At 62.4% G+C, this 22,068-nt stretch carries 18 protein-coding genes; 10 read left to right on the plus strand and 8 right to left on the minus strand.

The features are described 5' to 3' along the window. The first annotated feature begins 54 nt into the window (after positions 1 to 54). Positions 55 to 813: a hypothetical protein gene (locus DM807_RS15745; protein ID WP_060492801.1), complete on the plus strand. Its 759-nt coding sequence runs from the start codon at positions 55 to 57 to the stop codon at positions 811 to 813. Positions 814 to 964: 151 nt separating this feature from the next. Beyond that, a complete protein-coding gene (locus tag DM807_RS15750) occupies positions 965 to 2,302 on the plus strand; it encodes an MFS transporter (RefSeq protein WP_179027541.1) in 1,338 nt (445 codons plus the stop codon). A 116-nt stretch (positions 2,303 to 2,418) separates the two neighbouring features. On the opposite strand, the gene DM807_RS15755 is transcribed toward DM807_RS15750, so the two are convergent. The 3 genes from DM807_RS15755 to DM807_RS15765 are packed head-to-tail and all read right to left on the minus strand — an operon-like array spanning position 2,419 to position 8,042. Further along, positions 2,419 to 5,565, minus strand: a complete 3,147-nt coding sequence (locus DM807_RS15755; RefSeq protein WP_179027542.1) for a CusA/CzcA family heavy metal efflux RND transporter — start codon at positions 5,563 to 5,565, stop codon at positions 2,419 to 2,421. Positions 5,566 to 5,581: 16 nt separating this feature from the next. Then, positions 5,582 to 6,796: an efflux RND transporter periplasmic adaptor subunit gene (locus DM807_RS15760; RefSeq protein WP_012271695.1), complete on the minus strand. Its 1,215-nt coding sequence runs from the start codon at positions 6,794 to 6,796 to the stop codon at positions 5,582 to 5,584. Beyond that, positions 6,789 to 8,042, minus strand: coding sequence for a TolC family protein (locus DM807_RS15765; RefSeq protein ID WP_012271694.1), 1,254 nt, complete (start codon positions 8,040 to 8,042; stop codon positions 6,789 to 6,791). The genes DM807_RS15760 and DM807_RS15765 overlap by 8 nt, the downstream gene beginning before the upstream one ends. Positions 8,043 to 8,248: 206 nt before the next feature. Here DM807_RS15765 and aroQ point away from each other — a divergent pair, with 206 nt between their 5' ends. From aroQ to DM807_RS15780, 3 genes are all read left to right on the plus strand, one after another. Then, positions 8,249 to 8,698: a type II 3-dehydroquinate dehydratase gene (aroQ, locus tag DM807_RS15770; RefSeq protein ID WP_012271693.1), complete on the plus strand. Its 450-nt coding sequence runs from the start codon at positions 8,249 to 8,251 to the stop codon at positions 8,696 to 8,698. Then, a complete protein-coding gene (locus DM807_RS15775; RefSeq protein ID WP_179027543.1) occupies positions 8,695 to 9,543 on the plus strand; it encodes a shikimate dehydrogenase in 849 nt (282 codons plus the stop codon). Before aroQ ends, DM807_RS15775 begins: the two co-directional genes overlap by 4 nt. 86 nt (positions 9,544 to 9,629) lie before the next feature. After that, positions 9,630 to 9,809 carry a hypothetical protein gene (locus tag DM807_RS15780; RefSeq protein ID WP_069942825.1) on the plus strand — a complete coding sequence of 60 codons (180 nt, stop codon included), beginning with the start codon at positions 9,630 to 9,632 and terminating at the stop codon, positions 9,807 to 9,809. Positions 9,810 to 9,812: 3 nt separating this feature from the next. Here the strand turns inward: DM807_RS15780 and DM807_RS15785 are convergent, their stop codons facing one another. Then, positions 9,813 to 11,225: an amino acid permease gene (locus tag DM807_RS15785; protein ID WP_012271690.1), complete on the minus strand. Its 1,413-nt coding sequence runs from the start codon at positions 11,223 to 11,225 to the stop codon at positions 9,813 to 9,815. A gap of 325 nt (positions 11,226 to 11,550) precedes the next feature. Here DM807_RS15785 and DM807_RS15790 point away from each other — a divergent pair, with 325 nt between their 5' ends. The 3 genes from DM807_RS15790 to DM807_RS15800 all read left to right on the plus strand — a co-directional run bounded on the left by DM807_RS15790 (position 11,551) and on the right by DM807_RS15800 (position 15,182). After that, positions 11,551 to 12,975 (plus strand): aminotransferase-like domain-containing protein, encoded by a 1,425-nt coding sequence (locus DM807_RS15790; protein ID WP_012271689.1) that lies wholly within the window; start codon positions 11,551 to 11,553, stop codon positions 12,973 to 12,975. Between the two features lie 207 nt (positions 12,976 to 13,182). Further along, positions 13,183 to 14,919, plus strand: a complete 1,737-nt coding sequence (locus DM807_RS15795) for an S-type pyocin domain-containing protein (RefSeq protein WP_179027544.1) — start codon at positions 13,183 to 13,185, stop codon at positions 14,917 to 14,919. Next, positions 14,916 to 15,182, plus strand: coding sequence for a hypothetical protein (locus DM807_RS15800; protein WP_071984352.1), 267 nt, complete (start codon positions 14,916 to 14,918; stop codon positions 15,180 to 15,182). The genes DM807_RS15795 and DM807_RS15800 overlap by 4 nt, the downstream gene beginning before the upstream one ends. A gap of 86 nt (positions 15,183 to 15,268) precedes the next feature. Here DM807_RS15800 and DM807_RS15805 read toward each other — a convergent pair whose 3' ends face one another. The 3 genes from DM807_RS15805 to DM807_RS15815 are packed head-to-tail and all read right to left on the minus strand — an operon-like array spanning position 15,269 to position 18,867. After that, positions 15,269 to 16,291 carry a histone deacetylase family protein gene (locus DM807_RS15805; RefSeq protein WP_060492804.1) on the minus strand — a complete coding sequence of 341 codons (1,023 nt, stop codon included), beginning with the start codon at positions 16,289 to 16,291 and terminating at the stop codon, positions 15,269 to 15,271. Positions 16,292 to 16,302: 11 nt separating this feature from the next. After that, entirely contained in the window at positions 16,303 to 17,532 is a 1,230-nt protein-coding gene (locus DM807_RS15810; RefSeq protein WP_179027545.1) for a Zn-dependent hydrolase, read from the minus strand. A 30-nt stretch (positions 17,533 to 17,562) separates the two neighbouring features. Beyond that, a complete protein-coding gene (locus DM807_RS15815; RefSeq protein ID WP_179027546.1) occupies positions 17,563 to 18,867 on the minus strand; it encodes an MFS transporter in 1,305 nt (434 codons plus the stop codon). Positions 18,868 to 19,021: 154 nt separating this feature from the next. Here DM807_RS15815 and DM807_RS15820 point away from each other — a divergent pair, with 154 nt between their 5' ends. Continuing rightward, a complete protein-coding gene (locus DM807_RS15820; protein WP_012271684.1) occupies positions 19,022 to 19,930 on the plus strand; it encodes a LysR family transcriptional regulator in 909 nt (302 codons plus the stop codon). 46 nt (positions 19,931 to 19,976) lie between these two features. Here the strand turns inward: DM807_RS15820 and DM807_RS15825 are convergent, their stop codons facing one another. Beyond that, positions 19,977 to 20,987 (minus strand): aldo/keto reductase, encoded by a 1,011-nt coding sequence (locus DM807_RS15825; RefSeq protein WP_060515702.1) that lies wholly within the window; start codon positions 20,985 to 20,987, stop codon positions 19,977 to 19,979. 116 nt (positions 20,988 to 21,103) lie between these two features. Here DM807_RS15825 and DM807_RS15830 point away from each other — a divergent pair, with 116 nt between their 5' ends. After that, positions 21,104 to 22,015: a LysR family transcriptional regulator gene (locus tag DM807_RS15830; protein WP_071984347.1), complete on the plus strand. Its 912-nt coding sequence runs from the start codon at positions 21,104 to 21,106 to the stop codon at positions 22,013 to 22,015. The last annotated feature ends 53 nt before the right edge of the window (positions 22,016 to 22,068 follow it).

Below are 22,068 nucleotides of genomic sequence, written 5' to 3' on the forward strand. Positions count from 1 at the left end.
GGTTCTCATTACCGCCGGCATTAACGCCGGCTCTATCACATCAAGGAAGTTTCTGTGCTCAGACCGTTGTCTCCGGCAATCGTGGCAGCTGCACTCATCGCCTTGGCGGGTTGCCAGAACCGCCCTGCCTCCGAGGAGGACAAACAGGCGCGCAAGGCATTCGTCAGCGACATGCAACACGTACTGAAGCTGGGCATCGCCACAGCAGATACAGGCAAGCAGGTTGGCGTGGTGATGCTGAATGTCAAACTCGACCAGCACTCCGCCCCCATCAGTTGCAAAACCAGTAAAGCACCGATGAAGTACGAAAGAGCATTACCGGCCGACCTGGTCCGCTCAGACTTCAACGCATTGGCCAACATGGTCGAGGCGCAATGCTGGAAGACCATCTACCCCGTGGTGCCCAAGTCGATGCGCGACGAGGACGGCACGACGGAAATACGAGCGCCGCTGTTCGTGGATCTGCCCGCTGCCGCCCAGGCACTGGATACCCCACGGCGCCAGGCCAATGCACAACGTGAGTTCTTCTGGCAGCACCTGTTCCGCGACCAGCCGGTAAACAGCATCGGCCGGGCCTCGCTCTATTACGAGGCGAATGCGCAGGGCAAGGTCCAAGGCTGCCTGGTACAAATCTATCCCCACCCGAACCGGCCGGATGACTTTCGTCTCGATGGCAGGCTGCAAGCCGAACTCACCAGCCGCTGCATGGCGCTTGACCTGAGCAGCCTGCCGGGCTTCAAGGCCGACATGCACGGCAAAGCCGAAGGCTACAGCGAACTGGAGTACGCCCCCTGGAAGGTCGGCCGGCTGTAAACCGTTATACCGGTTGAATCAGGTATCCCGAGGTCGCCCTCGACAAAGCACCTTTTTGCACCCGGTTATCTACTGGCAAGCACAACAATGATGGCGCGGCCCGACCGCGCCACGTTCATCATGGCTGCCAATGGAACCGGAGAGCACCCGCATGTCCGCACCTCACGAGGTATCCCCCGCCACCCTGCGCAGGGTGATCGCCGCCTCGGCCATCGGCAATTTCGTCGAATGGTTCGACTTCGCCGTGTATGGCTTTCTTGCCACGCTGATCGCCAGCCAGTTCTTTGCCAGCGAAGACCCCAGCGTGGCGTTGCTCAAAACGTTCGCGGTGTTTGCCGTGGCCTTTGCCCTTCGCCCGCTGGGCGGGATCGTGTTCGGCGCGCTGGGCGACCGCCTGGGGCGCAAGCGCATCCTGTCGCTGACAATCCTCTTGATGGCCGGCTCCACCACCCTGATCGGCCTGCTGCCGACCTACGCCAGCATTGGCCTGGCAGCCCCCGCGCTGCTCACCCTGGCGCGCTGCCTGCAGGGCTTTTCTGCCGGTGGCGAGTACGCGGGGGCCTGTGCCTACTTGATGGAGCACGCACCTAACGACAGGCGTGCGTTTTACGGCAGTTTCGTGCCGGTCTCGACCTTTTCCGCCTTCGCCTGCGCCGCAGTGATCGCCTATGGGCTGGAAGCCAGCCTGTCGGCCGAGGCAATGAATGCCTGGGGCTGGCGCGTTCCATTCCTGATTGCCGCGCCGCTGGGGCTGGTCGGTCTGTACCTGCGCTGGCGCATGGAAGAAACCCCGGCATTCCGCGAAGCCGTCGCCCAAGGCAAGGAACATGAGCATTCACCGCTCAAATACACCCTGCGTCACCATGGCCGGGTCATTCGCAACCTGGGGGCGTTCATCTCGCTGACCGCCCTGTCGTTCTACATGTTCACCACCTACTTCGCCACGTACCTGCAACTGGTAGGCAACCTGACCCGCGCACAGTCACTACTGGTGACCACCGTGGCCCTGCTGTTCGCCGCCGTCGGCTGCCCGCTGGCCGGCGCGTTCTCGGACCGAGTGGGGCGGCGCAAGACCATCGGCTTTACTTGCCTGTGGGTGATGCTGTGCGTGTTCCCGGCATACTGGCTGGCCAGCTCTGGCTCGATGTCGGGTGCACTGCTGGGGGTGATTCTGTTGGCGGTGGGCGCGTTGTGCAGTGGCGTGGTCACTGCGGCGTTGCTGTCCGAAAGCTTCCCAACCCGCACCCGCTACACCGCTTCGGCGATTACCTACAACGTGGCCTATACGCTGTTTGGCGGCACCGCGCCGCTGGTGGCGACCTGGCTGATCGGGCAGACCGGCAGCAGCCTGGCACCGGCGTTTTACCTGGTGGTGATTGCGCTGGTGGCGCTGGTGGGCGGGTTGGCGTTGCCGGAGACTTCGCGGATTTCGTTGCATGATGAGGGGGGGGTAGACGGCGTGCAGTCTGGAGTTCGTAGTACTGTCTGAGATTGTCGGGGCTGCTTTTGCAGCCCATCGCGACACAAGGCCGCTCCTACAGGGAAATACGCAATCCTGTAGGAGCGGCCTTGTGTCGCGATGGGCCGCAAAGCGGCCCCTGGCTCTCAGCCCTCTTGCGCCTCTTCCCGCCGATACGCCCACTGATACAACGCAGGCAGAACCAGCAACGTCAACGCAGTAGAAGACAGGATCCCACCAATCACCACCGTCGCCAGCGGCCGCTGCACCTCAGCCCCGGTCCCCGTGGCCAAGGCCATTGGAATGAACCCCAGCGAAGCCACCAGCGCGGTCATCAGCACCGGCCGCAAGCGCGTCAAGGCGCCCTCTTCTACCGCCACCCGCAACGGGCGCCCTTCTTCGCGCAGGCCACGGATAAAGGCGATCATCACCAGCCCGTTGAGCACCGCCACCCCCGACAGGGCAATGAAACCCACACCCGCCGAGATGGACAACGGAATGTCCCGCAACCACAGCGCCAGCACCCCACCGGTCAGGGCAAACGGAATACCGGTGAACACCAGCAAGCCATCCCTGAGGTTATTGAACATCATCAGCAACAGTGCCATGACCAGCAGCAAGGCTACCGGCACCACCACCTGCAGGCGCTCGGTTGCCGATTGCAACTGTTCGAACTGCCCACCCCAGCGTGTCCAGTAACCCGGTGGAATCTGCACCTGCTGGATCAGGGTCTGTTCGGCATCCTCCACGAACGAGCCCAGGTCACGCCCGCGAACGTTGGCGCTGACCACCACCACCCGCTTGCCATCCTCGCGGCTGACCTGGTTAGGCCCCAGTTGCAGGTTCAACGTGGCCACCTGAGACAGCGGGATAAAGCCGATTTGCGCAGCGCCCGCAATGGCACTGGCCGGTACCGGAATCAGCAGGCTGGAAAGCCCGTCCACATCCGTGCGCAAGGTTTCGGGCAGGCGCACCACCATGTCGAAGCGCCGGTCGCCTTCATACAGTGTGCCTGCCGTGCGGCCACCCACGGCAATGGCGATGGCGTCCTGCACGTCGCCCACGTTCAGGCCATGGCGCGCCGCCTTGTCGCGGTCGATGTCGATGGTCAGCACCGGCAGGCCGGTGGTTTGCTCCACCTTCACCTCGGACGCACCCGCGACACCTTGCAGGCTGCTGGCGATTTGCGCGGCGGTGCGGTTGAGCACATCCATGTCATCACCGAACAACTTCACCGCCACATCGCTGCGCACCCCGGAAATCAGCTCGTTGAAACGCAACTGGATCGGCTGCGACAGCTCGTAGTTGCTGCCCGGTACGCTGGCGGCAGCACGTTGCACCTCGGCGATCAGTTCGTCACGCGGCTTGCCCGGATCTACCCACTGCTCGCGCGGGCGCAACATTACATAGGCGTCGGAGATGTTCGGTGGCATCGGGTCAGAGGCGATTTCGGCAGTACCGGTACGGGCGAACACCCGCTCCACCTCCGGCACCTGGGCGATGATCGCCTGCTCCAGGCGCTGCTGCATGTCCACCGACTGCGACAGGCTGGTACCCGGCACACGCAGGGCCTGCAAGGCAAAGTCGCCCTCGCTGAGGCTGGGGATGAACTCGCTGCCCATGCGGCTGGCCATGCCCCCGGACAACAGCACCAGGGCGGCAGCGGCGGCAAACGCCACCTTGCGCCGGCCCAGCACCCAGGCCAGCACCGGTGCATAACGCTGGCGCGCCGTGCGCATCACCAGGCCTTCTTCTTCCTTGACCTTGCCGGTGACGAACAGGGCAATGGCCGCCGGCACGAACGTGACCGAAAGAATCATGGCGCCGAGCAAGGCCATGACCACGGTAAAGGCCATGGGGTGGAACATCTTGCCCTCGACACCGGTCAGGGCAAAGATCGGCAGGTACACCACCATGATGATCAACTGCCCGTAGATCAGCGGCCGGCGCGCCTCGCGGGCGGCGGCGAACACTTCATGGAAGCGCTCGCTGCGGGTCAGCATGCGGCCATGGCGTTGCTGGGCATGGGCCAGGCGGCGGATGGCGTTTTCCACGATCACCACCGCACCGTCGACGATGATGCCGAAGTCCAGCGCGCCTAGGCTCATCAAGTTGGCGCTGACCTTGTTGCTGAACATGCCAGTGAAAGTGAACAACATCGACAGCGGGATGACCATTGCGGTGATCAGTGCGGCGCGGATGTTGCCCAGGAACAGGAACAGCACGGCAATGACCAGGATGGCCCCTTCGATCAGGTTCTTCTTCACCGTGGCGATGGCTTTTTCCACCAGGTTGGTGCGGTCGTACACGGTCACCGCCACCACCCCCTTGGGCAGGTTGCGGTTGATCTCGACCAATTTGGCGGCGACCGCCTGGGACACCGTGCGGCTGTTCTCGCCAATCAGCATGAACACCGTGCCCAGCACCACCTCCCGGCCATTTTCGGTGGCCGCACCCGAGCGAAGCTCTTCGCCCAGGCCAACCTCGGCAACATGGCTGACACGGATTGGCGTGCCATCGACGCTGGAGATGACAATGTTGGCGATGTCTTCGGCCGACGCCACCTGGCCCGGTGCGCGAATCAGCAACTGTTCGCCATTGCGCTCGATGTAACCGGCGCCGACGTTGGCGTTGTTGCGTTCCAACGCCGCGATCAGGTCATTGAGGGTGAGCTTGTAGGCCGCCAGGCGTTTGGGCTCCGGCGCAATCAGGTATTGCTTGGCATGGCCACCAATGCTGTTGACCTCGGCCACCCCCGGCACATTGCGCAGCTGTGGCTTGATGATCCAGTCCTGGATCACCCGCAGGTCGGTTGGGGTGTAGGGTGTGCCGTCTTCCTTGAGCGCCCCCTCCTCGGCTTCCACCGTCCACAGGAAGATTTCCCCCAGCCCGGTGGAGATCGGCCCCATGCCCGCTTCTATCCCCTCGGGCAATTGCTCGCGAGCCACTTGCAGGCGCTCGTTGACCAACTGGCGGGCGAAGAACACGTCGGTGCCATCATCGAAAATCACCGTAACCTGCGACAAGCCCGAACGCGACAGCGAGCGGGTCTGCTTCAGCCCAGGCAGGCCAGCCATGGCGGTTTCGATGGCAAAGGTGATGCGCTGCTCGGTCTCCAGCGGCGAATAACCGGGGGCGGCGGTGTTGATCTGCACCTGGACGTTGGTAATGTCCGGCACAGCGTCGATCGGCAGTTTCTGGTAGCTGTGGATACCCACCGCGGCCATCAGGACCACGGCCAGCATCACCACCAGGCGCTGCTCGATGGCGAATTGAATCAGGCGTTCGAACATGCAGGTGTCCCCGTGATCAATGGCTGTGCTCGGCCGAGCCTTTGCCCAGCTCCGACTTGAGGACAAAGCTGCCGGCGGCCGCTACCTGAGTACCGGCGGCCAGGCCGCTGAGAATCTCTACCTGGCCAGCATCGCGGCGGCCAGTCGTTACCGGGCGGGCCTCGAAGCCTTCCTCGGTGCGGGCAAACACCACGGTCTGTTCTTCCCAGGTTTGCAGGGCGTTTTCCGGCACCGTCACGGCGGCCTTGAAGCGCTCGACGCTGACAGCAATGTTGACGAACAGCCCTGGGCGCCAGGCCCCGTTGGGGTTGGCCAGGGTGGCGCGCACGGTAGCGGCGCGGTTCTGCTCACCGAGCAGGCTGCCGACGTAGTTGACCTTGCCCTCGACCTGGGCGCCCAGGTCCGGCGCACTGACCGTGACATCGCGGCCAGTCACGACCTTGCCAAGGTCACGCGGGGCCACGGCGAAGGTGGCCCACACACGGCTCAAGTCAGACAGGGTGAAAGCGTTGCTGGTCTCGTCAACCACTTCGCCTGCAGTCAGGTGCTTTTCCACGACCACCGCATCGAATGGCGCACGTAGCTCATAGCGGTTACCGGCACCGGCCGGGCCCACGGCGGCGACCTTCTGCCGGGCGTTGGCCAAGGCGATCTCGGCCTCCTGCAATGCCTGGCGCGCCTGCAGGTAATCCTGCTCGGCGCTGATGCGCTCCTGCCACAGTTGCTGTTCACGCTGGAAGGTCAGCCGCGCCAGCTCCAGACGACGCTGGGCGGCCTGCTGCTCGCTGCGCAGGTCGGAGATCTGCTGGCTGGCGATCACCGCCAGCACCTGGCCGCGCTTGACCGCCTGGCCCAGCTCGGCGTGCACCGCCTCGACGACGCCCGGCACACGGGGGACGACGTGGGCGGTACGGTCCTCGTCAAAGCGGATTTCACCTGGGAAGCTGATGGCGATGCCCAACTCACGGGGGCCTGCGGCAGCCAGTTGCACGCCGGCGGCTTCGATCTGGGCGATGGACAGGTGCAGCTGGCCTTCTTCTTCAGCGTGCCCCTCCTCGGCATGGCCCTCAGTGGCCTGCTCTGCGGCGTGGCCGTGGCTGTCTTGGCCATGATCGTCGTGCCGGGCTTCGGCTTTCGACGCCTGGCCGAGGTTGCCGGTCCAGGCCAGGCCGCCAAGGCCGAGTGCGGCGACGGCGGCGGCCAGAAGGGCTAGCTTGCGTGGGTTAGTCATTGTTGCTCCTGCTATTCGGTGTGTTGCTCAGGCCATCGAGGTCGCCGTAGATCCGCTCGACTTGCGCGCGCGCATCGGTCGCCGAGGCCAGCGCCTCGAGGTACAGCCCGCGGGCCTCGATCAGCGTGCGCTGGGCGTCGAGTACATCGAGAAAGGCGAACTTGCCCATTTCAAAACCGCGAGTGGCGGTATCCACGGCCTGCTGCGCAGCGGGCAGGATGGTGCGGTCATAGGCCTGCACGTCCTGCATCGCCGTGGCCCACTGGCTCACGGCACTGCGGGTTTCACTGCGCAGGCGCAGTTCCACGGCGTTGCGCAGGTCACGCGCCTGGTCGGCACGGCGCGCAGCGGCCAGTACATTGCCCTGGTTGCGGTCGAACAACGGCAACGGCATGGACAGGCCAACCACGTTCACCCGCTCACGGTCCTCACGGCTGTACTGGCTGCCAAGGCTGACGGTGAGGTTGGGAATACGCTGGGCCTTTTCCGAACCCAGGGAAGCATCGCCGCGCTCGACCTGCGCAGCGGCCAGGCGCCATTCGACGGTCTGTTCGACCTGCTCAAGCAAAGCGTCGGCGTTGGGCGCAACGCCCGGCGAAAGGTTGGCGGCCTGCAGCTGGTCGAAACCTGCCAGCGGGCTGCCGGTCAGGCGGGCCAGCGCCTGGTAGGCCACGCTGCGCTGGGTGCGTGCGCGGCGCACTTCGGCCTGGGCCTGGGCCAGTTGCACCTGGGCACGGGTGGCCTCTACCGGCGATGACTGGCCCGCAGTGACCCGCCCTTGCACAACCCGCAGCCCGCGTTCAGTCAGTGCCTGCGACTGCTGCGCCAGCTCCAGCGCGGTCTGCGCGCGCAAGGCTGCATGAAAGGCCTGCACCACATCGGCCCGCAGGCCGTTGCGCTGGCGCTCCAGGTCGAGCTGGGCAATGGCCTGGCCAGCACCGGCCACGGCGATACGTGCCCCGCGCTTGCCGCCCAGCTCCAGCGGTTGGCTGAGGGTGACGGTGGTGGTACTGGTGTCACGGCGGGTGTCCTCGACTTCCCAGGCCAGCTCGGGGTTGGGGAGCAACCCGGCCTGGCGCCGTTCACCTTCGGCAATGCCGATTTCGCGGCCGGCCGCAGCCAGCTCCGGGTTCTGGGCAAAGGCGGCGGCAAGCGCCTGGGGCAGGCTCAGGCTCTGGCTGGCCTGGGCGCTGGTGGCACCGGCCAGCAACAGGCAGAGCAAGGCGATCTTGCGGGGGATGGGCACGAATCAAGTCCTCTCGGCGAAGCGTTGGCGAGGGACTGTAGAAAGGGTTGGTTATCGGGGCGGTGGCGGCAACATTACAATTTTGTAATCACCAACGCAGTTCGATAATCGCCCACTTTCCCGGTGCGAAGTGGCTGTCCAATTGACGGAACTAACCAGTCAGTACAAAACTAAGCGCATCCAACAACAACAAAGTGATGCCCGTCATGAAGCCCCTTATTCTCGTGCTCAACGGCCCCAACCTGAACATGCTGGGCACCCGCGAGCCTGCCCAATACGGCCATGAAACCCTTGCCGACCTGGCTCAAGGGTGTGCCGATACTGCCCATGCCCACGGCCTGGAAATCGAATTCCGCCAAACCAACCACGAAGGCGAACTGATCGACTGGGTCCACGCCGCCCGTGGCCGTTGCGCCGGTATCGTGATCAACCCTGGCGCCTGGACCCACACATCGGTCGCCATCCGCGATGCCCTGGTGGCCAGCGAGCTGCCGGTCATCGAAGTGCACTTGTCCAACGTGCACAAGCGCGAGCCGTTCCGTCACCTGTCGTTCGTCTCTTCCATCGCCGTCGGTGTCATCTGCGGCCTGGGCAGCCATGGCTACCGCATGGCCCTGAGCCACTTCGCCGAAATGTTCCAGGAGCGCACGGCATGAGCCAACAAGCCATCCTCGCCGGCCTGATCGGCCGCGGCATCCAGCTGTCGCGCACCCCCGCCCTGCACGAACACGAAGGCGACGCGCAGGCCTTGCGTTACCTGTACCGCCTGATCGATGCCGACCAGTTGCAACTGGACGACAGCGCCCTGCCCGGCCTGCTTGACGCCGCGCAGCACACCGGTTTTACCGGGCTCAACATCACCTACCCATTCAAGCAGGCGATTCTGCCGTTGCTCGACGAGCTGTCCGACGAAGCCCGTGGCATCGGTGCGGTGAACACCGTGGTGCTCAAGGACGGCAAGCGGGTCGGCCACAACACCGATTGCCTGGGTTTTGCCGAGGGCTTGCGCCGTGGCCTGCCCGACGTCGCGCGGCGCCAGGTGGTGCAGATGGGCGCTGGCGGTGCAGGCTCGGCCGTGGCCCATGCCCTGCTGGGTGAAGGAGTCGAGCGGCTGGTGCTGTTCGAAGTGGACGCTGCCCGTGCACAGGCATTGGTAGACAACCTGAACGCTCATTTCGGCGCCGGTCGTTCCGTGGTCGGCACGGACCTGGCCACGGCATTGGCCGAAGCGGACGGGCTGGTCAACACCACCCCGGTGGGCATGGCCAAGCTACCGGGCACCCCACTGCCGGTAGCGTTGCTGCATGCACGCCTGTGGGTGGCGGAAATCATCTACTTCCCCCTGGAGACCGAACTGCTGCGCGCGGCCCGGGCACTGGGTTGCCGCACCCTGGATGGCAGCAACATGGCCGTGTTCCAGGCGGTGAAGGCGTTCGAGCTGTTCAGCGGGCAACAGGCGGATGCGGCACGGATGCAGGCGCATTTCGCCAGCTTCACCTGACGGTTATCAGCGGCAAGCCCGCGAACGCTGAACTGTAGCGGCGATGAGGCCGGAACTGACCGCCTATGCTTGAAGTCAGTCCCTTTATGCGCACGTCCATGAAGACCTCCATCGCCCTCGCCATCCTGGCCCTGATCGCCGCCGCCGCCCTGCTCGGCTCACCGTGGATGAACCAGCGCTTCCACATGCCTGCAGAAAAACCCCAGGCTCAACAACGCGAAACGGCCGGGTCCCCAAGGGAGCCGGCCGTTTCCAAACGCGAGTGACGCTTAGTGCTGCTTGCTGCCAGAGCGGATCTGGTGCACCACACCCATTGCCACCACGATCGCCGCAGCGATACCGGTAGAGATCACCAGGATCTGGTAGTCAGGCATGAAGGCCATGGTGACCAGGGCGGCCACGATGAACGCGATCACCAGGTAGGTCAGCCACGGGAACAGCCACATCTTCAGGCGTACTTCCTTGCCCTCGGCAATCAGCTTGCGGCGCATGCGCAGTTGCGAGAAGGCGATGACCAGGTACACCAGCAGGGCGATCATGCCAGTGGTGTTCATCAGGGTGTCCAGTACGTCTTTCGGGCGCAGGGTCTCGCTGAAGTTGATCAGCGCACACACCACGGCCACGGCGCACGAGCCCATGATCGCGTACACCGGTACACCGGTGCCGGCGCGGGTGATCTTGAAGAACGACGGCGCGTCGCCACGCTGGGCCAGGGAGAACAGCATGCGCGAGGCGGTGTAGTGGCCGGAGATCAGGCAGCTGCTCACCGAGGTCAGCACCACGAAGTTCATCAGCAGTTCGGCATACGGCACGCCCAGCAGTTCCAGGGTACGGCGGTAGGCACCGTAGCCGGAGACGCCCAGGTGCGGGTCGTTCCACGGTACCAGGCAGACGATCAGGAAGATCGAGCCGACGTAGAACAGGCACACACGCCAAACCACCGAGTTGGTCGCCTTGACGATCTGCGCCGCAGGGTCCTTGGCTTCGGAGGCCGCGATCGTGACGATTTCGGCGCCAAGGAAGGCGAACATCACCCCGAGCAGGGCACCGATCACGGTGGTGATGCCATTGGGCATGAAGCCTTCGGCGGTGAGATGGCTGATGCCACGCACCTCACCGAACTGCCAGACGTTCATCACGGCAGCGGTACACACGATCAGGAAGCAGACGATCGCAATCACCTTGATCAAGGCGAACCAGAACTCGAACTCACCGTAGTGCTTGACGTTGAAGAAGTTGACGGTGATCAGCAGCAGGGTCGTGGCCAGCACGAACACGTTGACACTGACGTCAGGGAAGAAGCCATGCAGGATCTTGCCCGCCACATAGGCTTCCCAGGCCATGAGGATGACCCAGTACCACCAATACAGCCAGCCGATGGTGAAACCGGCCCAACGGCCAATGGCGCGGTCGGCGTAGGTGGAGAACGAGCCGGTGTCTGGCGAGGAAGTCGCCATTTCACCCAGCATGCGCATGATCAGCACCACCAGGATGCCGCCTGCCAGATAGGCCAGGACAGCGGCTGGGCCGGCGCTGTGGATCACGCTGCCGGAACCGACGAACAAGGCGCCGCCAATAACCCCGGCGATCGACATCATCGTCAGGTGGCGCGACTTCAGCGAGGCACTGAGCTTGCTCTCGTGCCCGCTTTTCGCGGTGGTGGTTGTGGATGTTGCGTCCATCAGTTGTGTACCCCGTGCTTCTTTTTATCCAAGGAAAACTGTGAAACCCCGATGGCTGGCGATTTCACCTGTACATCAGTGCTAATGCGGGCAGGATGGTGTGAACAAACACACGCAGGCCCTCCATGGCGGCCTGCTGACGCGCCCCAGGGCGACTGCCTGGCGCGAACTGAACATGCTTTATGTGGCGATATCCGACACCTAATGTAAAAATGTCCGACGCAGAGAGCCATGCACAGTGGCATGAATCTCGCACTGCACTGTACAGGTCGCCCTTGCAGTACACCCTGCAAACGCCAGGCGATACGCACCCTGAAGGCCACGAATGTTCGAATTACATCCAGACTCCTCAACCCCGCTGGTCAACCAGATCATCGACGGGCTGCGCGAGCTGATCGACAACCAGACCCTCAAGCCAGGCGCCAAGGTCCCGTCGATCCGCGCCTTTGCCGCGAGCTATTCGGTGAGCACCTTCACCGTGGTCGAGGCCTACGACCGGCTGGTCGCCCAAGGGCTGTTGGTGAGCCGTGGCAATGCGGGGTTCTTCGTCAACCGTGCGGCGGGCGAACTGCTGGAGCAGCACAACGCCGAGGCCGACACCAGTCGACCAACGTTCAACTCCGAGTGGTACCTGCAGCAGATCTTCGAAATCCGCCAACTGCCGTACAAGCCGGGGTGCGGCTGGCTGCCCAACGACTGGATGTACGAGGACGGCCTGCGCCGTGGCCTGCGCCAGGTAGCCGGCAGCCCACTGGAACTGTCGGGCTACGGCGACCCCATGGGCCTGATGGAGCTGCGGGCACTGACTGCGCAGAACCTGCAACAGGAGCTGTCGATCGTCGCCAACCCGGCGCAGCTGATGCTCACCCACGGCGCCAGCCAGGCCCTGGACCTGGCCGCACGCACGCTGGTGCGCCCTGGCGACGTGGTGCTGGTGGACGACCCCGGCTACCCCAACCTGATGAGCATCCTGCGCACCCAGGGCGCCACCCTGGTCGGCGTGCCGCGCACCCCCGCCGGCTACGACCTGAACCAGCTGGAGCAGCTGCTTACCCACCACCGCCCAACCGCGTTCTTCACCCAGCCGCACCTGCACAGCCCGACCTGCTCGCGCACCCCACTGCCGCAGTTGCACCGGCTGTTGCAACTGGCCAGCCAGCACGGTTTCCGCCTTGTGGAGAACAACCTGTACGCCGACATGGTCACCGAGCCGCAACCGTGCCTGGCCAGCCTCGACCACTTGCAACAGGTGGTGTACGTGGGTAGTTACTCCAAGAGCATTTCACCCAACGTGCGGGTCGGCTACATGCTGGCCAACCCCGAACTGATGCAGAAATTGCTGCACCTGAAAATGCGCTCGGGCCTGACCACCTCGCAGGTGATGGAGCGGGTGGTGTACGCGGCGATCATCGACGGCCGCTGGCGCAAGCACCTCAAGCGCCTGCGCCAGCGCCTGGCCGAAGCCCATCAGGAAGTTGGCCGGCATTTGCATCGATTGGGCTTTGAACTGTTCACCGAATCGGATGAGGGCATGTACATCTGGACCCGCCACCCGGCGATTCCCGACAGCGCGGCGTTGCTGGATGACGCGCTGGAAAAAGGCATCATGCTCGGGCCTGGTCAGTTGTTCATGGTCGATGCCAAGGCCACCGGGTGGATGCGGTTCAATGTGGCGTTCAGTACCGATCCGGCGATGTGGGAGTTGCTGGAGAAGGTCTTCGTCAAGCATGTGCGGCGGGGTGGGATGTAGGGGCGGTGTTGTTCCGGGATGTTCGCCTTGGCATTTTCGGCGCCAGTCAAATCGAGTTCCTATCAGGCCCGTGACGGGAGTAGGCCAAACCAAACTTTTGAGGCGGCACGCCCATATCCGCGGCTTAACGAAACAATTCCATCTTAGCAAGCCCGACTTTACTCTAGAACATTTCACTCTCCCGAACCCAGTGATCAGGAGAGTGAAATGACCTCCCGCACGACCATGACAGCTTCAGAAATTGGTGAAATTTATTCACCCTCTCCGTTCCGGTATGACTTTGAATACCTCTTGAATTGGGCTGAGCCTTTTACCCTTCCACTCGTACCACCAGATAGTGCGGCATTTTTCAGTATCGGTGCTGACAGCAGGGATGCCGAAGCTAAAGCACAAAAGATTATAAACAAAATCGAAGCAACTCGCCCCTCCGCCCCACCTGGCCTGAAGCAATATCTGGACAACCACTACTCAGCAATTGACGCTCGTCACACTGACGAACTAATCAGACTGCAGGCCAAGCGGCAATTTCTTCTAGATCTTCAAGAAAAAATCATCTACAAGCGCCTACCCACTGACGACTTCTCAGGAATACATGTGTATGCCCCCGGGCTTACACCAGCCTACCTCTTTTATACCTATATAGACCCTCACATCAACGTTGGAAAAGAGTTCTACATCGCACAGGGCTTCCTGTTTGCCCTTATGCGAAGCATCACTGCAGCGCAGATTGAAATCCTGCTAGGCCAGAGCCTGAAAATAATCCATCGCAAAATAACTACTCTCAACTCAAAACTTGAACCTACTGAAAAAATCACCTCGGAAAGCAATACCATAACCTTTAGCATAACACCTTCAATTCAACTCTCAACAACCTTGGGCGCAATAGGCAATAGCCACTACCATAATCGCCAATTAGAAACAACTTTGCGATCAGGCCGACAATTGCTGGCAAGGGCAGCCGGCGCTGCTGCATCCCGGCTATTCAACGTTGGCATCGGTGCTCTGCTCTATTCTTCCGAACTCGGCAACAGTGATCTCTATCATGAAACAACACTGAGCCTCCCAGCCGATTCATTAATACCGGACCTACCCGATCAGCTGTACGAGAAAGCCCTCAGCCATGGTGTAGCGGAGTCAACCTATCGGATTTATACGAGGAATGACATCTATGCACTCATCAAAAACCAGCAGACAGCAAGTCTCGAAAGCAGAGTACCTCTACGCCCCCTCTACTTCGACGAGGCGACGAACAGCTACATTTCCGTACCTTCGCAAAAGTTTCCAATCAAGCTAACGTTACCCGCCCACACACCCGGCGACACTTCGACAACTAAACCTGGCGCGCAGATACCTTCCTACCCCTATCGTGGCGTGACACTCAATCCACTGCACATCGAAGCCTCCCCTCTACCCGCGCTGGAACCGGAGGACTTCAAAGACTGCATTTACTGCTTCCCGCCAGAATCTGGCCTACCGCCACTGTACGTTGTCTTCAACTCTCCCTACCCCGGCGCGACAACCAAAGGGACTTACAGTGGACGACCCTACAACCCGGATAAAGCTGGGGGACCTATCGAACGACTGGATTGGAGGAAGACTAAGATCACAGCTGATGGCATTGAGCTAGTCAAGCTACACACAAGTCGTTTCGAACCCTCCGATGCGAACAAGATCATGATCGATAGGCTGAAAAAAATACTACAAGGTCAATTAGAAGCAACTGACACTGACAAGCGATTCTACACACATGAAATAAGAGAACTTGAGCGCTTCCGGGCGCTTGAAATCCCAGATAGAATTAGGCCTGAAGATCGTGGCGAAGCATGGAATAACACACATGCCGCAACACTGGAGGACTACCAACTCACTTCAGAACTTGAGCTATTATACACACCAGAAGCCATTGAGGCAGACGACCGGCAGACTGCGCGAGAAAATCAATGAATACCGTCAGCGAAATAGTAATTAACGAAAGCCCTACAGACGTCATTTTATGGCTTGTGAGGCGAGATGGCATTTCTCATCCCCGGCTCGACAACTTGTACAATAGAAATAGCTGGGCAAATATTGGTGACTGCCTACAACTCATGAACTTAGTAAGCAAAATGCTTGAAGAAGGCTTAATACAATATGGCGGTAATGGCTACATCAAGGGCCAGAATTGGCGAGAGCCAGAATTCCTGGCTCAAAAAAAATATGAATTGTGAGGCGCTCTGAACTTAGGGCCTTGCAGGCTAAGATGAGTTTCATCAGAGGCGCCGGCAGTGACAATGGGTCTGCCGGCGCTCACCACCTAACGCCAGTCCGCCTTACCAGCAAAGAACGCCTGCGCATTCACCTCCAGGCTGTCCAGGTGATACCCGCCTTCCTGCACGATCAGACACGGCAACCGCAACGCACGAATCCGCTCCCCCAACGCAGCAAACCCTTCAGTCGTCACTGCCACCTTGCTCTGCGGGTCGAGCTCATAGATATCGAACCCCAAAGACAACACCAGCGCCTCAGCACCAAAGTCCTTCACTGCAGCTAGCGCAACGTCCAACTGCCCCATGAAATCAGCCTCACTGGCCCCATGCGCCATCGGCAAGTTCAGGTTGTACCCCTCCCCTTCACCACTACCCCGCTCGTCCGCGAACCCAGCCACGCCAGGGTAGAAGTTGGTCGGGTCGCCATGCACCGACACATACAGCACATCACGGCGATCGTAGAAAATCTCCTGAATCCCCTGCCCATGGTGCATGTCGGTATCGAGAACTGCCACGCGGCTATAACGGCTGCGCAGGGCCTGGGCAGCTACAGCCGCGTTGTTGATGTAGCAGAACCCACCCGCCGAATCGAAGCGCGCATGGTGCCCCGGTGGCCTGCACAGCGCATAGGCAGCCGGTTCGCCGTCGAGGATGGCCTTGGCCCCGGCCACCGCGCTTTGCGCAGACCAATAGGCCGAACGCCAGGTGTTTTCGCCAACAGGGCAGCTGCCATCCGCCAGGTAGCGCCCGGCCTGGGCGAGAATGCCACGCAAGGCGTTGGGCTCACGCACGAAGATGTTGGACATGACCTCGTCGCCCCAGTCCTCGGGCACTTCCTTCCAGCGTGCATGGGCCTCTTCGAGGAAGGCCAGATAGGCCTCACCGTGCACAGCCCTGAACGGTTCAAGGCCGGCATCGTCGGGCTGGCGGATGTCGAAGCCCAGGTCCTTGGCGGCCTGCAACAGCCGCTGGGCGCGCTCGGGGACTTCCTGCGGGGTGCGCATGGCGCCGCGCGAGTAGTAGCTGCGCGGGTGGTGCAGCAGTTGTTCGGGGTGGAAGTAGCAACGCATCAGGCTTCTCCTTATTCGACAAGGCCCGCACGGGCCAGCACGGCGTTCAGCAGTACATCGGCACCCTGACGGGCATCGTTGGGCAACACGTCTTCGGCTTCGTTGTGGCTCAGGCCGCCGACACAGGGGATGAACACCATGGCCGTCGGGCAGTAGCGGGCCAGCAGGATGGCATCGTGGCCGGCACCGCTGACGATCGATTGCTGGGCATAGCCCAGGCCATCCACAGCCTGCTGCACAGCAGCCACGCAGTCGGTGTCGAACGGGGTGGCCGGGCTGACCCAGTGCCGCTCGATACGCACCTGCAGACCCCGCTGGCTGGCAATGGCTTGCAGCTTCAAGGTCAAGTCACGCTCCATCGCCTCGATGGCTTCGTCGCGGTGGTGGCGCAAGTCGACCGTGAACTGCAGCAGGCCAGGAATGGTATTGCGTGAAGACTTGGCAATGGACAGTTCGCCAACAGTGGTCAAACCTTCGGGCGCGAAGTCCGCTGCCAGTTGCTCAATCGCCTGGATCATCCGCGCCGCGCCATACAAGGCATCCTTGCGCAGCGGCATCGGCGTGGTGCCGGCGTGTGCCGCCATACCTTCGACAGTGACGTCCAGCCAGCGGATAGCCTGACCACCGCTGACCACGCCGATGGCCTTGGCGTTGTCTTCAAGGATCGGGCCTTGCTCGATATGCGCCTCGAAATACGCATCCACCTGGCCACCCAGCGGGCGCTGGCCGGCGTAACCAGTGCGCTGCAGCTCGTCAGCCACGCTGATGCCATCAGCATCGCGGATAGCCAGCGCCTCGGCCAGCGCAAGGCTGCCGGTAAACACCGCCGAGCCGAACATGGCCGGGGTGAAGCGCGCGCCCTCTTCGTTGGTCCATACAGCGATTTCCAGCGGCTTGCGGGTCTGGATGTTCAGATCGTTGAGGCGACGCACCACTTCAAGCCCGGCCAGCACGCCATAGACGCCATCGAAACGACCGCCTTTGGGCTGGGTGTCGAGGTGGCTACCAATCATCACCGGCGCCGCATCCGGGTCACTGCCAGGGCGGCGGGCGAACAGGTTGCCGATGGCATCCACCGTCAGCGTCAGGCCGGCTTCACGGCACCAGTGGCTGAACAGTTCACGGCCAGCCTTGTCTTCGTCGCTGAGCGCCAGGCGGCAGCTGCCGCCACGGGCGGTGGCGCCGATTTCGGCCATGGCCATCAGGCTCGCCCACAGGCGTTCGCCATTGCTTTTCAACATGTGCGGGTACTCCAGAGTAAAACAGTTCGATCAGGCCAGTTCCAGGCGCTGGCTACGGGCATACTGGCGCGCCAGGGCAAGCACGCAGACCAGCGAGACGGTGGCGATCAGGGTGTAGAACACGGCCATCGGCCACCACTGGCCGCTGAAGGTGTGAGCCAACCAGGTGCCGATCAGCGGGGTAAGGCCGCCAGCGATGGCGCCGCAGACCTGGTAGGCCAAGGAAATGGCGGTATAGCGCACGCGGGTTTCGAACATACCGCTGACATAGCCAGCTATCACCGCGTAGAAAGAGGCCATGCAGGCTGCAGCCAGGGCGATGCCCAGTACGATCAACGGCCCCTGGCCCGAGCTGACCAGCACGAACATCGGGTACGGCGAGGCCATCGCCAGCAACGCAACCAGGGCCAGGAAGCGCGTGGCACCGATCTTCTCCGACAGCCAGGCAGCCAGCGGTTGCACGCAGAACTGGATGATCGCCACGAAGAACAGGCACTCAAGTATCAGCGAGCGCTCCAGGTGCAATTGTTGAGTGGTGTAGCTGATCATGAAGGTGTTGGTGAAATAGACCCCGGCAATGCCCAAGGTGTTGGCACCGATGCACAACAACAGCGGGCGCCAGGCGGTGCGCAGCACTTCGAAGACCGGCGCCTGCTCTTTGCGCCGGGCCTTCTCTGCCTGTTCGCGGCTGGCGATGAACTCGGGCGACTCGTTCACCCCCAGGCGAATCGCCAGGCCCACCAGCAGCAACAACGCGCTGGCCAGGAACGGCACGCGCCAGCCCCAGCTCATCAGCTGGTCTTCAGGCAGGCGGGTCACCGCGCCGAAGGCCAGCAGCGACAGAATCAGGCCCGCCGGGCTGCCCAGTTGGGCAAACGAAGCGAAGAAGTTGCGCCGGCCTTTGGGCGCATGCTCGCCGGCCATCAGCACCGCCCCACCCCACTCGCCGCCCACGGCGATGCCCTGGACGATGCGCAGCAGGATCAACAGCACCGGTGCGGTGGCACCGATCTGCGCGTAAGTTGGCAGCAGGCCGATACACACGGTGACGATGCCCATCATCAGCAGGGTGATGACCAGCGACTTCTTGCGGCCGATACGGTCGCCCACGTGGCCGAAGACAATGCCACCCAGCGGCCGGGCGAAAAAGCCCACGGCGAAGGTGCCGAACGCGGCCATGGTGCTGAACAGGCTGTCGTCGGAGGGGAAGAACAGGGCACCGAACACCAGGGCGGCGGCGGTGGCGTAAATGTAGAAGTCGTACCACTCGATCATGGTGCCGATGAACGCGGCAGCGGCGGCACGGCGTGGCTGGGCGGAAGCGGTGGGCTTCATGGGGGCTCCTTTGCTTGTTGTTCTGGCAGGAGTTGCTGGGTCATGGTCGCGCTCTCGTGGCGCTTGGCCTGCGATTTATCGGCTCAGGGCTATGATTAGTCAATTTTCTATTTATTATTCGTACTATTAGCCACGCTTATCATCGAGCCTCGCCATGTCCGACCGTCTGCTCAACGACCGCCTCGACTGGAACCTGCTGCGCACCTTCCGGGTCATCGGCCAGGAACTGTCCATCAGCCGCGCCGCCGCCCGCCTGCACCTCACCCAGCCGGCCGTGAGCCAGGCGCTCAAGCGCCTTGAAGAGCAGCTTGGCCGCCAGCTTATCGCCCGACGTGGGCCGCGTTTCGTGCTGACGGAAATGGGCGAGCAGCTGTTCCAGCTGGCTGGCGAGGTGTATGGGCAGATGTCGCAGATCGGCGGTTTGCTGGAGCAACCGGCGGACGAACTGGTAGGCAAGGTGCGTCTGTTGATGATCAGCCGCATCGTCAGCGAGCGCTTCGACGACTTCCTCGCCGACTTCCATCGCCAGCACCCACGGGTGGAGCTGGAAATCGACGTGATGCGCAGCTCCGACATCGTCGCAGCCCTGCAGGAGAAAACCGCCACAGCGGGCCTTAGCCTCAACCGGCGTGCACAGCCACGGCTGGAGCAACGGCTGTTTCTGCGCCAGCGCTATGCGTTCTTCTGTGGCAAGCACCATGCCTTGTTCGGCCAGGCCGAAGGCGACTTGCAACGGGAGAATTTCGTCAGTTTTACCAGCGACCAGATTGGCGGCATGTTGTCGCCGCTGACCATTTTCCGCGACCAGCAGGGCTTTGCCGGGCGCATCGTGGCGTCATCGCCAAGCCTGGAGGAAGTACGCCGGCTGGTGATCGCCGGCTTTGGCATCGGCTGCCTGCCCGAGCATGTGGTGGCGCCGGATGTAGAGGCGGGGTTGCTGTGGAAGTTGCCGCCGCAGGAAGGGATTGCCGATGTGGATATTCACCTGTTGTGGAACAGGGAGCAGCGCTTCAGTCGGGCAGAAGAGGTGTTTATCGAGGCCTTGCAGCAAAGTCTCGGTTAACAGGCTTCGCTGGCGATAGGAGGGCAAAGCCCTCCCCCTTTCGCGATTAGGCTTCAGGTACCGGTGCCTGCTGGGCGATCAGCCCCAGCTCACGCAGCTCAGCCCAGAACGCGGCCGGAATCACCGCATTGAACGCCGCCAGGTCTTGGTCGGCATGTTGTGGCCGGGTCGCCCCTGGGATCACCGCCGCTACCGCGGGGTGCGCCAGCGAGAACTGCAACGCCGCAGCCTTGATGTCCACCCCATGGCGCGCCGCCACTTCGTTCAGGCGCTGGACACGGGCACGGATTTGCGGGCTGGCCTTCTGGTACTCGTAGTGCTCTCCCCCGGCAATCACGCCGGAGTTGTACGGGCCGCCGACGACAATGCCGAGGCCTTGCGCCAATGCACCTGGCATTACCCGTTGCAACGCACGGTCGTGGTCCAGAAGGCTGTAGCGACCCGCCAGCAGGAAGCCGTCCGGGCGTGCTGCTTCGAGGTCCAATGTCAGCTCGATCGGCTCGACGCGGTTCACGCCCAAGCCCCATGCCTTGATCACGCCTTCTTCACGCAGGCGGGTCAGCACGCGGAAGGCACCGGTACGAGCGATTTCGAACTGGCTCAGCCATTCGTCACCGTAGAAGTCCTGGGCGATGTCGTGAATCCAGACGATATCCAGGTAGTCGGTACCCATACGCTTGAGGGTGTCTTCGATCGAGCGCAGGGTGGCATCGGCGCTGTAGTCATTGACGATGCGGTTACGGTTGCCGTGCTCGAACAGGCCGCTCTTCTCGCCCAGCTCACGAGCAGCCGGGTCTTCCAGTGCGTCGAGGATGACGCGGCCAACCTTGCTGCTCAGCACGTATTCATGGCGCGGGCGCTGGGCCAGGGCCTTGCCGAGGCGGATTTCCGACAGCCCGGCACCGTAGAAAGGCGCAGTGTCGAAGTAGCGCACACCGTTGTTCCAGGCCGCGTCCACCGAGGCTTGCACTTCGGTATCTGGCACGTTGCGGAACATGTTGCCCAGTGGCGCGGTACCAAAGCCCAGGGGGTTGGCGATCAGGTCTTTCAAGCTCATGGCATGTCTCCAAAGGGTGTGTAAGGTCATCAACCGACGACGTGAGCACATCCTAGGCTGGCCAAACCCAGACCGTCCAAGTCATAATTCGTCACAGTTAAGTCCCTGGAGGTCTCATGCAGGATTTGCGTCAGTTGCGCTACTTCGTGGCCGTCGCCGAATGCGAGAATGTCGGCCGAGCCGCCGAGCAGCTGCATATTTCCCAATCGCCCCTCAGCCGGCAGATCGCCCAGCTGGAGGACAACCTTGGCCTGGCCCTGTTCGAACGGCGCAACCAGCGGCTGTACCTGACTAACGACGGGCGCACCTTCCTGGCCGAGGCGCGCGGCCTGCTCAAGCATGCCGAGCGCTTGGAGTCGCTGGGCAAGCGCCTGGGCCGTGGCGAGGAAGGCGGCTTGTGCATCGGCTACGTCAACCACGCCATCCACGCTGGTGTGCTGCCTGGCGCAGTGCGGGCCATTCGTGGCGAACGCCCGAACATTCACATTGCGCTGTACAACATGATCCCCAGCGAGCAGTTCGAAGGCCTGCGCCAGCGCAGCCTGGACATTGCCCTGGTGTGCGAGCCGCCGCCGAAGCACGACCCCGACTTGCGTGCGCAGCCAGTACTGGATGACCCAATGCTGCTGGCCATCCCAGCCTCGCACCCTCTGGCCAGCAAGGCGGAACTGACCCCGGCCGACCTGCACGAGCAGGAATGGATCATCACCGGGGGCCAGCCCGACCAGGTGAACAAGCGCGACGACTTCATCGCCCGCTGCGGTGATGCCGGTTTTACCCCGCGCTTGTCCCTTGAAGCGACCGACCCATTGAGCGTGCTCGGCCTGGTGTCCGCGGGCCTGGGCCTGGCCATGGTGCAGGGCAGCCTGACGGCCAGTGCCGGGCCAACCGTGGTTTTGCGTCAGCTGGATTGGTTCCAACCCAGCGTGCAATTGTGGGCCGCCTGGCACAAGGTCGACCTGCGGCCGATCGTGGGCATTTTCCGTGAACGCGTGCTGGCGCAGGCGAATAAGTCCATAGAGGTCTGAACTCAGTCGAATTACGTCTTTTACAGTCTGAGTAGGCTTTACTAGGATGGCTC

This window comes from Pseudomonas hunanensis, assembly GCF_013393325.1.
Classification (GTDB): Bacteria; Pseudomonadota; Gammaproteobacteria; order Pseudomonadales; family Pseudomonadaceae; genus Aquipseudomonas; species Aquipseudomonas putida_P.

What these genes read in the sequence shown, in the direction of transcription:
- DM807_RS15750 (WP_179027541.1), top strand. Translation starts at nt 965, where the DNA reads ATGTCCGCACCTCACGAGGTATCCCCCGCCACCCTGCGCAGGGTGATC.
- DM807_RS15755 (WP_179027542.1), bottom strand. Translation starts at nt 5,565, where the DNA reads ATGTTCGAACGCCTGATTCAATTCGCCATCGAGCAGCGCCTGGTGGTG.
- DM807_RS15760 (WP_012271695.1), bottom strand. Translation starts at nt 6,796, where the DNA reads ATGACTAACCCACGCAAGCTAGCCCTTCTGGCCGCCGCCGTCGCCGCA.
- aroQ (WP_012271693.1), top strand. Translation starts at nt 8,249, where the DNA reads ATGAAGCCCCTTATTCTCGTGCTCAACGGCCCCAACCTGAACATGCTG.
- DM807_RS15775 (WP_179027543.1), top strand. Translation starts at nt 8,695, where the DNA reads ATGAGCCAACAAGCCATCCTCGCCGGCCTGATCGGCCGCGGCATCCAG.
- DM807_RS15780 (WP_069942825.1), top strand. Translation starts at nt 9,630, where the DNA reads ATGCGCACGTCCATGAAGACCTCCATCGCCCTCGCCATCCTGGCCCTG.
- DM807_RS15785 (WP_012271690.1), bottom strand. Translation starts at nt 11,225, where the DNA reads ATGGACGCAACATCCACAACCACCACCGCGAAAAGCGGGCACGAGAGC.
- DM807_RS15790 (WP_012271689.1), top strand. Translation starts at nt 11,551, where the DNA reads ATGTTCGAATTACATCCAGACTCCTCAACCCCGCTGGTCAACCAGATC.
- DM807_RS15795 (WP_179027544.1), top strand. Translation starts at nt 13,183, where the DNA reads ATGACCTCCCGCACGACCATGACAGCTTCAGAAATTGGTGAAATTTAT.
- DM807_RS15800 (WP_071984352.1), top strand. Translation starts at nt 14,916, where the DNA reads ATGAATACCGTCAGCGAAATAGTAATTAACGAAAGCCCTACAGACGTC.
- DM807_RS15805 (WP_060492804.1), bottom strand. Translation starts at nt 16,291, where the DNA reads ATGCGTTGCTACTTCCACCCCGAACAACTGCTGCACCACCCGCGCAGC.
- DM807_RS15810 (WP_179027545.1), bottom strand. Translation starts at nt 17,532, where the DNA reads ATGTTGAAAAGCAATGGCGAACGCCTGTGGGCGAGCCTGATGGCCATG.
- DM807_RS15815 (WP_179027546.1), bottom strand. Translation starts at nt 18,867, where the DNA reads ATGAAGCCCACCGCTTCCGCCCAGCCACGCCGTGCCGCCGCTGCCGCG.
- DM807_RS15820 (WP_012271684.1), top strand. Translation starts at nt 19,022, where the DNA reads ATGTCCGACCGTCTGCTCAACGACCGCCTCGACTGGAACCTGCTGCGC.
- DM807_RS15825 (WP_060515702.1), bottom strand. Translation starts at nt 20,987, where the DNA reads ATGAGCTTGAAAGACCTGATCGCCAACCCCCTGGGCTTTGGTACCGCG.
- DM807_RS15830 (WP_071984347.1), top strand. Translation starts at nt 21,104, where the DNA reads ATGCAGGATTTGCGTCAGTTGCGCTACTTCGTGGCCGTCGCCGAATGC.